Below are 13460 nucleotides of genomic sequence, written 5' to 3' on the forward strand. Positions count from 1 at the left end.
GCAACTATCGTTGAGTAATATCAACAGATAGAGCTTCACAGCTTATAAAAAGGTCGCCTAGGCGGCCTTTTTTAATGTCTGTAGAAAAGCTATCAGCTGTCAGCTTTCAGACGTCAGATTAGATTGGTGGGGTTGGTTTGTGTGGTGTCTCACTCGGTATTCGCCCTATTCATTCTTCGGGTAGGTTGGTTTGAGCGCAGCGAAACCCGACACAAACCATGTAAACCTTTTCTTTGGTAAACCCAAACCACCTTAAAGCACTCCCAAGGTTATGCTTGACCTAGAACCAAGAGCCTTTACCCTCGCTAACTCACACCTAGCAACTAACCCTATTATTTCCTCTAAAACTAATTACTTACCTTCTTGAGCTACTTTTTTGGGTTTCATCATTTCGTCATGAAAACTCACTTTTTTAGTAACAATGCCTTCTTAGTATGGCTGCGCTAATTATCCAAGTGCAGTTTAGTTAGCACTCAAATTCTTAAAATAACGTACTAACGGAACGTAACGATGAAAATTAATAAAATTGCTACTGCAATTGGTTTAACGTTGGCATTGTCAGCGACGGCCAATGCAGGTGTGTTACCAGACAGTCAAAAACAAAATGATTGGTATAGTGCTGCTGAAACAAAATTAACAGAAAAAGAGGCGGCGGCTCAGGCTGAGCAAACATTTAAAGCTAAAAATGTCATTTTATTTGTTGGCGATGGTATGGGTATCTCAACGCTGACTGCATCGCGTATCATGGCGGGACAAATGGAAGGCAAGTTAGGCGAAGAAGGCTTACTAAGCTTTGAAGAATTCCCGTATTCAGCGCAGATCAAAACCTATAACGTTGATGCGCAAACACCTGACTCTGCAGGCACAATGACAGCAATTATTTCAGGCGTTAAAACCGATGTAGGTGTAATTGGTGTAAACGAAAATATCGAGCGTGGCGAGTGTGCAACTGTTGCGGGTAATGAGTTAATTACCGCAACAGAGCTGGCAGAAATTAAAGGTCTAGCAACAGGTGTTATCTCAACGGCACGTATTACTCACGCAACACCAGCTGCAACCTATGCAAAATCGGCTGACCGTAACTGGGAAGACGTGTCAGACATGCCAGCTGATGCTGTAGAAGCCGGTTGTGAAGATATCGCCTCACAACTTGTTAATTTCGAAAAGAATCTAGAAGCACGCTTCGTAGGCACTGACGTTGATGGTCTTGAAGTTGTGATGGGCGGTGGTCGTCGTCACTTCTTACCGAAAGATGCAGCGTTCAATTCAGCTGATGCAGTCAGTGAAGTAGAAGGTGACCGTACTGATGAGCGAGACCTAACTGCTGAATGGCAAAAAATGTACCCTGATGGTAAGTACGTTATGGACCAAGCTGGCTTCGATACGCTAAATGCTGACAGCAAACGTGTATTTGCATTATTTAACGAATCACACATGCAATACGAAGCAGATCGCGCTAACGATGTCGCGGGTGAGCCGTCATTATCTGAAATGACAGGTAAAGCGATCGACATCTTAAAGAGCAATGAAAAAGGCTTTTTCTTAACCGTTGAGTCTGGTCGTATCGACCATGGCCACCATGCGGGCAATGCTTATAACGCGTTAAACGATACCGTTGAATTTGCCAAAGCAGTGCAAACAGCAGTAGAGAACACCAACCCAGAAGAAACACTTATTCTTGTTACTGCTGACCACAGCCACGTATTTACTATCGCGGGTTATCCAAAGCGCGGTAACCCAATCTTAGGTCAAGTGGTTGCCATTGGTAGCGAAGAGCCAAGCCTTGCGGCAGATGGTATGCCGTACACCACAGTTGGTTATGCAAATGGTTTAGGTTTTCGCGATTTAGGTGATGAAACTGATGCAGATGCATCATATAGCGAAGCGGCATTTGCAGGTCGTGTTGATTTAACGGGTGTTGATACGACGACGCCTGGTTATCACCAAGAAGCCACTGTGCCATTAGGTTCTGAGACTCATGCGGGTGAAGATATTTCACTTCATGCAAAAGGTCCAGGTGCGCAACTAGCACAAGGCGTTGTGGAACAAAACGTAATTTTCCACATCATTAACCAAGCTCTAGAACTAATTGAAGAATAATGGCGACGACGATGAAAAAACTAAATTTAATTTCTCTTGCTGTAGTAGTGGCGTTAGCGGGTTGTTCTGATGACGATGACAACTCACCAAAAACATTAACCGTTGAAAATACATTAGCTGTTGGTTCTGAGCAGTGCGTAAACGGTGGTACAGAAACCCTAACCGGTGAAGATAGTAACGATAACGGTGAGCTAGACTCAGCAGAAGTAACGGATACAACCGTTGCATGTAATGCACCAGCAACGTCGTTAACGGCATCGCAATTAGCGCCGTTGACCGATAATGAATGGTTCAAGTCAGCACAAGTTAAAGTCGCTACTAGCGAAGAAAACATTGCTGCCGTTGTAAAAGAGTCAGGTAAAGCGAAAAACGTGATTCTGTTTGTTGGTGACGGCATGGGTATTTCAACCGTGACGGCAGCACGTATCATGGCCGGTCAGCTTGAAGGTAAGTTAGGTGAAGAGCATCAGCTTAGCTTTGAAACACTACCATTCTCAGGGTTTGCTAAAACCTATAACGTTGATGCGCAAACACCTGATTCTGCGGGTACGATGACAGCAATGGCATCGGGCGTAAAAACGGATGCTGGCGTTATCGGTGTTGATGAGGACATCGAGCGTGGTAACTGTGCAACGGTTGCAGGTAATGAACTAGTTACAGCCACTGAGCTTGCTGAGATTGCCGGTAAGTCGACTGGTATTGTTTCGACAGCGCGTATCACTCACGCAACGCCTGCAGCAACGTATGCAAAATCGGCTGACCGTAACTGGGAAGACGTATCAGATATGCCAGAAGCGGCAGTTACCGCTGGCTGTGAAGATATTGCATCGCAGTTAGTTAACTTTGAAGCAAACCTAGAAGCACGCTACGAAGGCTTAGATGTTGATGGTTTAGAAGTTGTCATGGGCGGTGGTCGTCGTCATTTCTTACCGAAAGACGCTGCTTTTAATTCTGCTGATGCTGTGAGCTCAGTAGAAGGTGACCGTACAGATGGTCGCGACCTAACAGCTGAATGGAAAGCTAAATACCCAGCAGGTCAATATGTGATGGACCAAGCTGGTTTTGATGCAATCGATGCAGAGTCAACAGAGCGCGTATTTGGTTTATTTAATGAATCACATATGCAATACGAAGCAGATCGCGCAAACGATGTAGCGGGCGAGCCTTCACTTGCTGAAATGACAGCTAAAGCAATCGATGTATTAGATAACAACGCCAATGGTTTTATGCTAACAGTTGAAGCTGGCCGTATTGACCACGGGCACCACGCGGGTAATGCTTACAATGCACTAAGCGACACAGTTGCGCTTTCAAAAGCAGTCCAAGTTGCTCTTGATAAAACCAGCATTGAAGACACGCTAATTATAGTTACAGCTGACCACAGCCACGTATTTACTATTGCAGGCTACCCAAAACGTGGTAACCCAATTTTAGGTAAAGTGGTACCTGTGGGTAGTGATGAACCATCACTTGCAGCAGATAACATGCCATACACAACAGTTGGTTATACCAATGGTGGCGGTTTCCGCAACTTAGGTGATGAGACTGATGCTGATGCAGGCTATAACTTTGCGCCGGTAACGGGTCGTGTAGATCTAACTGATGTTGACACAACAACACCTGGTTTCCACCAAGAAGCCGTCGTACCACTGGGATCTGAAACACACGCAGCAGAAGATGTAGGTGTGTATGCAGTAGGCCCAGGTGCACATTTAGTAACAGGCACTAATGAGCAAAGCCTTATTTTCCATGTTATGGATTATGCCGCTGACCTTGTTAAACAAGCCGATGCTAAATTAGCACAGTAATAAGTGCTTGGGAGGCTCTGAGCCTCCCTTACTCAATTAGTTATACTGAAAACCAAGACAAAAAAGAGAATCCCGTGAAAGCAGCCATCTTACTTGCCTCATTACTTAGCCCACTTGCTGTTGCAGGGCAATGCGATATGAACACCGGTTTTACGCAAGCAGACTATACGGTCACAACAGGTATAGTTGCTAATAAGCAGCATACTGAAAACACCTTTACCCTTTGGCGTACGCCTCACCAGGTGGCTAAGCAGAATCCACAGTTTATTGAATTATGGCAACAGTTGCGCAATCAACAAATTCGCCCAATTCGTTATTTTCAGCATGCCCAGCGTGGTATTGAGTATCAACCATCGGAAGTGCAAGGTGAGCAAGATTGGAGTAGCAAATATCAGTTAGTAAGCGATAAGTTTTTAGCGTCAATGACGCACCAAAAAAGTACGGGTGAAGGCTGTGAACTAACAGAATATTACACACAACAGCAGGGTGAGAGCAAAATAGAGCTAAGCTGGCTTGCCAATCAAAAGTTACTCAAAGCAATTCGTATTTCAACACCAACTTATAGCCGTGAAATTGCTTTAACAGCCAGTCATCACAACCAGCAAAAGATTCAGGCAGAATTTGCGAAATGGGATAACTATCAAACGACCGATTACGCAGATATCGGTGATAATGAAAGCGATCCATTTTTAGCTAAAATGATCAACTTAGGGTTTGTTGAGCATGGCGCGAGCGGTTTTTATGATGCGCAAGGTAATCAGCTCAAAGGTGAGCATGGCCATCATCACTAATTAGTTATTACAATGCCGCTTTTTTAGCGGCATTTTTGTCTCTGTAACTCAGCGTTAGCTAAAGAAGTTTATTGTCTGTTTAGCTAAGGCAAAACTACTTACTTCAACTAAGTGTTGCAACTATTGTCTGGTTTGATTGATAAATTGTGCCATTGTTGCTTAAGTTTAACCAAGGAGGAACAGCCATGACAAAAATAAATACAAAACACCCCGCAGGTACTTTCTGCTGGGCCGAGTTATGCGCGAAAGACTGGCAAGCTGCAAAGCAGTTTTATACGCAACTTTTTGACTGGGGCTTTGATGACCAGCCGATAGGCGAAGATATGTATTACACCATGCTGAAAAAACAAGGTGATGATATTGCCGCTATGTATCAACTGCCAGAAAGTATGAGCGAGATGCCAACCCATTGGTTATTGTACATTGCTGTTGATAATGTTGACCAAAGTACTGAGCTGGCAAAATCATTAGGTGCAACTGTATTGGCAGGGCCACATGATGTTATGACGGCAGGTCGCATGGTGATGCTTCAAGAACCAGGCGGTGCAACATTTGCCTTATGGCAAGCCGGTGAGCATATCGGGGCAAAACGAGTACAAGAGCTTAACCTGCCTTACTGGTTTGAGCTTGTGTCGAAAGACATGCAAAAAAGTCGCGACTTTTATTGTCAGTTATTCGGATGGCAGTTTGAGGTGAAACCAATGGAGGGGGTGGATTACACTTTATTTACCATTGATGAGCAACCGATAGCAGGCATGCTTGAGATGACCAATGAATGGCCAGATGATATTCCACCCCATTGGATGCCGTATTTTGCGGTAGCAGATTGCGATCAGGCAGTCGCTAAAGCAACGCAGCTTAATGGCGCTATTTGTGTGCCAGCAACAGACATTCCAGATGTTGGGCGCTTTAGTGTGATTACCGATCCGCAAGGGGCCGTATTTTCTATTCTTAAATCAACCATTGATGAATTAACTTAAGCCCTTGGTTTTTGCTAATCTGTCCCAAGGTATATATATCTAAGCCTCCTCAAAATGCACAAACTCGCACCTTGAGGTGGTTTGGGTATAAAAAAGCCTACTAAGGAGCAGATTGATGACTAAGCATGTGGTGGTTACGGGGGCCAATAAAGGTATTGGTCTTAATTTTTGTAAACAGTATTCAGCCAAAGGTTACCGTGTTACTGCAGTGGTTCGCACGCCAAGTGAGGAGCTTCAAGCACTCGATGTGAAAATTATTAGCGACATTGATGTATCTAACGCCGATGATGTTGCAACACTTGCCAATTACTTACACGGCGACAAGATTGATATTTTGGTTAACAACGCCGGTATTTTTCATAATGAAACATTAGCTGATATGGACTTTGCTGCCATCGAAAAACAAATCAGCGTGAACAGTATTGCACCTATTCGTATTACTCATGCATTACAGCAAAGCTTAGGTATTGATGCCAAAGTGGCGATGATCACGTCGCGCATGGGCTCAATTGCTGATAATGGCTCGGGCGGTTATATTGGTTATCGTATGTCAAAAGCGGCACTTAATGCTGCCAGTGTTAGTTTAGCCCATGAGCTAAAAGATAAAAAAATTGCCGTAGGGTTATTTCATCCGGGCTTTGTACAAACGCAAATGGTTAATTTTGCTGGCGACATTAGCCCTGAAACTGCCGCAGAGCGGCTCATCAAGCGGATTGACGAATTAAACCTTAGCAACACAGGTGGGTTTTGGCATTCAAACGGCGAAACGCTACCTTGGTAATGCATTGTTCACTGTTTTTATAATTCGATTAGTTAGCAGCTAAAAAGCTGCTAACGGCTGATAAGTTTCGCTAATTATTGAACTTATAGTTTGCTATACTCGTACAATTAAAAGTCATTTTGATGTAGAGAGCAGCACATGGAATTAGAGCAAAATAGCGATTTAACCCTTCCTCTTTTTTATTTCGATGAAAACCTTCACAGCCGCGATATCGAATCTCCAGATTTACTATTACATGTAACGCTAAGCGAAGAGTTACTCGCACAGCTTTGCCAAAACCCAGCTGTTGATAGCAGTGTCGCAATTGCCATTAATGAATACCGTCTTGAAGCGTTAAATGATGACTATCAAGCATTGATTGATGGTGAGCATGATGCGCAGCTGACACTCGTTCGTGGGCCACTATTAAGCGCGATGCTTAGTTGCGACAACGACCAAACCTTTGTATCGCCGCAAGTCGATATGATGCCAACCTTCGATTTAGGTGATGACGTTGAAGATATCGAGGAGGAAGGATGAGAAAACTCCTCACCACCGTATTTGGCCTTATTCTATTAAGTGGCTGTGCATATTTAGGTGCCGCTCATTACGATGAACTGTTTGGTAAAGAACAACCACAACAGCGCGTGGTTGCAGCATCAACACTTGAAGGTGCTGAGTTTTTAAGTGATGTAAAGCCTGTACTCGACACTCGTTGTGTGGTTTGTCATGGCTGCTATGATGCACCGTGTCAGCTTAAGTTATCTTCTGTGGAAGGTATCGACCGCGGCTTAAGTAAAGAGCGTGTTTATGACGGCACACGTTTACTAGCCCAAGAGCCAAGCCGCTTGCTGTTTGATGCGACAAGTACCGCCCAGTGGCGTGAAAAAGGCTTTACCCCAGTACTTAATGAGCGAGCTCAAACCGAAGAAGCGAACCTTGCCGGTAGTGTGCTTTATAATGCCTTAGTACTTAAGCAAAGCAGCCCACTGCCTAAACAAGCAATTTTAGGCGATGAGTTTGATTTTTCACTCGACCGTGAGCAAACATGTACCACAATGAATGAGTTTGACTCATTTGCTAAAGATAGTCCGCATAGTGGTATGCCTTATGGTTTACCGGGTATCTCGAGTGAAGAGTTTCAGCACCTTGCTAAGTGGCTCCGAAAAGGCGGTTATTTAGCTCATATCGAGCCTCCTGAAAAGGGTGTACTCAAACAAGTCGAACGTTGGGAAGCATTTTTAAATCAAGATGGTTTAAAGCATCAGTTGGCTGCTCGCTATATTTATGAGCACTGGTATTTAGCGCATATTTACTTCCCTGAGCATGGCGATAAACACAGCTACTTTAAGCTAGTTCGCTCTTCGACTCCGCCGGGTGAAGAGATCAAACACATTAGCACCCGTCGCCCTTATGAAGACCCTAAAGTTGAGCGTGTTTACTACCGTTTAATGCATGACCGCTCGACTATTTTAGCGAAAACACATTTACCTTTAGCATTAAATGACGAAAAGCTTGCACGCATCCATTCGCAATTTATTGAAGCTGATTATCAAGTAAATAAACTGCCAAGCTATAAACCAGAAGTGGCATCAAACCCATTTAAAGCCTTTGCTGCAATCCCAGTCAACTCACGTTATCAGTTTATGCTTGATGAAGCTGAGCTTATTATTATGGGCTTTATTAAAGGGCCTGTTTGTAGAGGTCAAATCGCGTTAAACGTGATAAACGACCAGTTCTGGGTGGGGTTTGCTAAACCGGAAATGGCGGCGACACCTAAAGTGGGTGAATTGTTGTTACAACATGAAGATGCCTTAGCATTACCAGCTGAAGAAGAAAGCAATGCCTTGCCGATTTCTAGTTGGGTGAAGTATTCAAAACGCCAAAACAAATATTTGTCAGCCAAAGTTGCACTGGCTAATAAGATGTTTGAGAACGGTCAGCACCTAACAACCGATTTACTTTGGCAGGGTGATGGCCATAACCAAAATGCAGCACTTACAGTGTTCCGCCACTTTGATAGCGCAACAGTTGTAAAAGGCTGGATAGGCCAGCAACCAAAAACCGCCTGGATACTCGACTACGCACTATTTGAACGTATTCATTACTTGCTGGTGGCGGGTTTTGATGTTTATGGCAACATTGGTCATCAGTTATTAACTCGTTTGTACATGGACTTTTTACGCTTAGAAGGTGAAGCAAACTACCTTGCATTATTACCAGAAGCTAAGCGCAAAGAAATTAAAGCCCAGTGGTATCGTAAATCGCCACCTAGCTTAACGAGCTTCTTTGAGGATGAATTGTCATTTAGTCAACCTACGGGTATTGAATACAAAACAATGGATCCGCAGTCTGAGTTGTTCAATATGCTAAAAGCGAAACTGAAGCCAATATTGAGCCCTCGTTACGACTATACGAAAGTACCTGAGCCGCTTGCTAAAATTAACAACCTTCCGGTTAAAGCTGTGAACTTGCTACCGCAAATTTCGTTTGTGTTAGTCAAAGATGGCGATGATAAGCACAAGGCCTATACCCTGATCCACCATAATGCTCATTACAATATTTCGAGCTTATTGAATGAAGAAGGGCAACGAGCTTATGACGAAGATACAGTAACGATTGTGCCTGGGTTTATAGGTGATTACCCAGAAGCCATTTGGTACTTGCACAATGATCAGCAAGTTGCAGCTTTTGTAGCTGGGCTTGCTAAAGCAACAGATGAAGTAGCTTACAGAGATCTGAAAAGTGAGTTTGCTATTCGCCGAACACATCCACAGTTTTGGCAATACAGCGATATTTTACACCGTGTAGCGAAAGAGTATCGCGGCGTTGAATTTGGGTTATTTGACTATAACCGACTCGAAAATCGATAAATTTCTGTTAACTATCATGTTTAAAGCCCACTTCAAGTGGGCTTTCTTGTATTCTATGAACTATAATTATTTTAAAAAATAATGAGTAAAGCATGTTGCAGCTAGTCACAGATATCCGAAAACGATATCGCTGGGGGTTATTGGCGATTGCCATATTGGTCTCTGTATCAGCTATCTTGATACAGAGCCTTTTGTATATCCAAAAGGGTGATGCTAAGGTCATCAATATTGCCGGTAAACAACGTATGCTGTCACAAAAAATTGCCTTGTATGGCAATGCACTCATTTATCATGAATCCGATCATTTTCAACAGCAACACCGAAGGCTATTGCAACAAGCGGTTGAGCAATTTATTGCAGGGCATCAATTTTTAATTCAGCAAGATGAGCAAGGTCACTATATTCATTTAAATGAGGCGCTTGAGGCCCATTATTTCTCGCCGCCGACCGCGTTAGATGAACATGTAAAGCGCTATGTGAGTAAAGCACAGCAGCTATTAAACAATACCGATGATTTTGCCTATGTGGACCGCTCAACATTTGTTAGCAATCAGCTTGAAGCACTGCTCACAAAGCTAGACCAAGCGGTTAAGTTACTCGAGCAAAAATCAGTTCAGAAAGTCACGTTTTTGGCGGTGCTAGAGTTATTGTTTTGGTTGCTCGCCATGACGTTATTAGCACTTGAGCTATTTTTCATTTTTAAACCTATGGAGAAACTGGTCACTAAAAATATTGCTAAGTACAAAGAACAAAAAGAGTTCGCTGAGCGTGTTAATAAAAATAAAGAGCGCTTTATTGCCCGTACTAGTCATGAATTTAGAACACCATTGCAAGGTTTAACCGCATCCATCGAAGCGCTTGATATCAGCGACAGTCAGCAGCTGACTAAACAGCAGGCGCTTTATTGCGTTAATAGGCTGGTGGCCATGCTAGACGAATTAATGGATTTACAGCAGCTAACCTCGGGTGAATGGCAGTTAAGTTTTACTAGCAGTAATTTGTTATCAACATTAAAGCAAGCTATCTCACCCTATGAATATGCCTGTAACGATAAAGGTATTACCTTGAGCGTGAACTTAGCTGACTCACTCGATAAAGAGGTGAGCACTGACCATGCAAGGTTGACGCAAATCGTTGCTGAAATCATTAACAATGCCGTTAAATTTACTCCAAGCCAAGGCCGTATTGCCGTAACCGCTGCATGCCAAGGTGAGCAGCACTTTGTAATGGAAATACAAGATAACGGTAAAGGCTTTGAAAAGCCGCCGACAGATTTACTTAGCTACGAAAATGACTCAGAGCAACACTTTCAAGGCTTAAAAACGGGACTGCTTAGAGTTATGCACATTGTGAAAGCATTAAAAGGAGAAATCCAATTTCTTAATGCTGAGCCACAAGGTGTGAAAGTGTTAATTAATTTAGAACTAGAAAGCACGCCTAAATCAGCAATGCCAGCGCCGCTGCCGAAAGCTTTACATTGTTTAATTGTGGAAGATAACCCACTCAACGCCACCATTTTAGGGCGCATGGTTAGCCATTTAAATTACAGCTTTGATGTGGCGGAAAATGGTTTAATTGCTACAGATAAAGCGTCAGATAAGCATTACGATTTAATTTTTATGGATTTAAATATGCCAGTTATGGATGGCTTTAAAGCGATTGATATTATTCGTAATGAGCAGGGGCAGCAGGTGCCAATTTTGGTGGTGACAGCCAATACATCGAATGATGATTTACAACGAGTATACGAACTTGGAGCAAACTTGCACGTTTACAAACCGATCACGCTGGATTCAGTGCAAAAAGCTCTCAGCATTTTATTTACTGAGAGCTCACAGGGATAACCAAAGCGTTAAATTAGTTTGTTACTTTAATGTCGCCAACACCCACTTCGACTTCAATATCGTATTGGCCATTGCCACGATAGCTTGAATGCGAGCTAACCACTTTACGGCTAGTGTTACCGTCATTTTTTAAGCCACGTATTTTAGTGTCGCCCACACCTGTATCAAGCTCGATACGTTTGTAGTCATCAAGCGCGCTATCAATTCTTACCGCGCCCACACCAAGCTCAATCTCAACTGAATTACTTGCGTCGTTAATTTCAATATCGCCAACACCAAGTTCAACATCAATTGCCATCGATTTAGGCATTTTTACATGCCAGTTTTGTTGAATGTCGTCATTATCTAGCTTTAAGCTAAGTGAGCTGGCACTTTGCGAGTGGCTTAATTCAATATCTGATAAATCGACATCAGAGCTGAACCAGCTATTGTCATTTTTTGGTTCAATGCGAACTGTAACGACGACTTCGCTACCGTCATAGCTTTCGACTTCTAAGCTGCCCACCGGAAAATCAATATCAAGCTGGCTTGCGCCACTCACAGCAAAGTTGTGATTTAGTTCACGTGAGTCTTTTGCCATTGCGTATGTTGTTGTTAGTGCTAAGCCTATAGCTGCTACACAAAGTAATTTTTTCATTGTGTGTTTCCTGTTGATGACCTTTTATACCTTAGTCGCAGCTGTGTTCAAAAAAGGTTTAAACGATTTTTAATTTTTTATCGAATACGGTAACGTCAAGCTAACGGTAACTTAGAATGAGGATTCAAAGTGCAACAAGTGCAGTTGGTTAATGTTAAAGCTAGCCTAAAGGGGCTGGGCAATGACGTTTATTATTTAGATGATCTCAATATCAATGTCTCGTCATTGCAGCAATGGGTTTTACTTGGTGCGAATGGGGCAGGTAAATCGGCCGTGGCAGCTGCCATTGCCGGTTTTGCGAAAATAGAAAAAGGCCAGTATGAGAATAGCTTTGAGCGTATAGCATTGGTTTCGCCAGACAGCCAAAAGCAGCTCCTTGCGGCTGAGCTAACTAAAGATCAAGATGATATTATTGATGGCGTTACGCCTTCGAGTACGGTTTATGAGTTAATTATTGCAGGTCGAGACGAGCAACAGCTTGATAGTGATTTGCTACAGCAGTTAATAAGCCTATTTGATTTTAGTGACAAACTTAGCAAGGCATTTCGCGATTTATCGACCGGTGAAACCCGCAAACTGATGCTGATCCAAGCCATAATAGGTCGACCAGATTTACTTGTGCTTGATGAGCCTTTTGATGGCTTAGATGTCATGGCAATGGCTGGGCTTAATCAGCTACTCGCAGAGCTTAGCAAAACAACGACCCTTATTTTTGTGCTTAATCGCTTAACTGAGATCCCTGACTTTGTTGATCATTACGCCTACGTTAAAGAGGGTCATGTCACAGAGCAATTAGCGAAGCCTTCACCTGAGCAGCGCGATGATTTACTCAAGCTATTGCATCTCACTCATACTCAGTTACAAATACCTGATGCTGATATTGACCATCAAGCGCCTCCGCTCACAGATTCTATGCTGGTTAGGCTCAATAACGCAGCAGTGAGTTATGGCGGCGAGGCTATCTTTGAAAAACTAAACTGGCAAATTAACCAAGGCGAACATTGGCAGTTAACAGGTAAAAATGGCTCAGGTAAAACTTGTTTGCTGAACCTTATCACTGGTGATAACCCGCAGTGTTACAACAATGATATCAAGGTGTTTGGCTACCAGCGCGGAAGCGGTGAGAGTATTTGGCAAATTAAACAACACATTGGTTATATTTCTAACGCGCTACATATGGATTATCGGGTGAGTATCACTGCGCTCAATACGGTTGTTTCGGGCTTTTATGACAGCATTGGTCTTTACCAAAAAGCCACCGATAAGCAACTTGCCATAGCCAAAAATTGGTTAGCGTTATTAGGATTAAGTGACAAGCAAAGCAGTTCATTTAGCCAGCTGTCTTTTGGTGATCAGCGTTTATTGTTGATTGCTCGGGCTATGGTTAAACACCCTAATTTATTGATCCTTGATGAACCTTGCTTAGGCCTAGATGAAGCGAATAGGCAACGCGTGTTATTACTAATAGAAAAAATCTGTGCTGCAGGCACCAGCACCGTGGTGTATGTTAATCACCACGCGAGTGACAAAATAGCCGGTATCAACAATTATTTAGAGATGGCAGATTTCACAAAAAAAGCGCCATAAGGCTAATGCTGATCAGTTAAGAAGTTGATCAGTTGACCGATCAGAATGATCATGCACAATCCGTAGTTAGGCAACTAACT

The 13460-nt window shown here is 43.1% G+C and carries 10 protein-coding genes; 9 read left to right on the forward strand and 1 reads right to left on the reverse strand.

Translation table 11 applies throughout. The features are described from left to right. The first annotated feature begins 510 nt into the window (after nt 1-510). The 8 genes from HUS62_RS21275 (at nt 511) to HUS62_RS21310 (ending at nt 11156) form a co-directional block, all read left to right on the forward strand. Nucleotides 511-2100: an alkaline phosphatase gene (locus tag HUS62_RS21275; RefSeq protein ID WP_175081066.1), complete on the forward strand. Its 1590-nt coding sequence runs from the start codon at nt 511-513 to the stop codon at nt 2098-2100. Between the two features lie 11 nt (nt 2101-2111). Next, complete coding sequence (locus HUS62_RS21280; RefSeq protein WP_175081067.1) at nt 2112-3908, forward strand: alkaline phosphatase; 1797 nt, start codon at nt 2112-2114, stop codon at nt 3906-3908. A gap of 74 nt (nt 3909-3982) precedes the next feature. Next, nucleotides 3983-4699 carry a hypothetical protein gene (locus HUS62_RS21285; RefSeq protein ID WP_282658503.1) on the forward strand — a complete coding sequence of 239 codons (717 nt, stop codon included), beginning with the start codon at nt 3983-3985 and terminating at the stop codon, nt 4697-4699. Nucleotides 4700-4884: 185 nt separating this feature from the next. Beyond that, the gene (locus HUS62_RS21290) at nt 4885-5679 is read left to right on the forward strand and encodes a VOC family protein (protein WP_175081068.1); all 795 of its coding nucleotides are present in this window, start codon (nt 4885-4887) and stop codon (nt 5677-5679) included. Between the two features lie 115 nt (nt 5680-5794). Then, entirely contained in the window at nt 5795-6460 is a 666-nt protein-coding gene (locus tag HUS62_RS21295; protein ID WP_175081069.1) for an SDR family oxidoreductase, read from the forward strand. A gap of 138 nt (nt 6461-6598) precedes the next feature. Next, entirely contained in the window at nt 6599-6979 is a 381-nt protein-coding gene (locus HUS62_RS21300) for a hypothetical protein (RefSeq protein WP_055198464.1), read from the forward strand. Next, nucleotides 6976-9312: a fatty acid cis/trans isomerase gene (locus HUS62_RS21305; RefSeq protein WP_175081070.1), complete on the forward strand. Its 2337-nt coding sequence runs from the start codon at nt 6976-6978 to the stop codon at nt 9310-9312. Before HUS62_RS21300 ends, HUS62_RS21305 begins: the two co-directional genes overlap by 4 nt. Before the next feature lie 92 nt (nt 9313-9404). Then, the gene (locus tag HUS62_RS21310; RefSeq protein WP_175081071.1) at nt 9405-11156 is read left to right on the forward strand and encodes a response regulator; all 1752 of its coding nucleotides are present in this window, start codon (nt 9405-9407) and stop codon (nt 11154-11156) included. A gap of 13 nt (nt 11157-11169) precedes the next feature. Here HUS62_RS21310 and HUS62_RS21315 read toward each other — a convergent pair whose 3' ends face one another. Further along, nucleotides 11170-11793, reverse strand: coding sequence for a hypothetical protein (locus HUS62_RS21315; protein ID WP_062566584.1), 624 nt, complete (start codon nt 11791-11793; stop codon nt 11170-11172). 129 nt (nt 11794-11922) lie between these two features. Here HUS62_RS21315 and modF point away from each other — a divergent pair, with 129 nt between their 5' ends. Next, nucleotides 11923-13380: a molybdate ABC transporter ATP-binding protein ModF gene (gene modF / locus HUS62_RS21320; protein ID WP_175081072.1), complete on the forward strand. Its 1458-nt coding sequence runs from the start codon at nt 11923-11925 to the stop codon at nt 13378-13380. Nucleotides 13381-13460 lie beyond the last annotated feature (80 nt).

Source organism: Pseudoalteromonas sp. 0303 (genome assembly GCF_013349995.1).
Classification (GTDB): Bacteria; Pseudomonadota; Gammaproteobacteria; order Enterobacterales; family Alteromonadaceae; genus Pseudoalteromonas.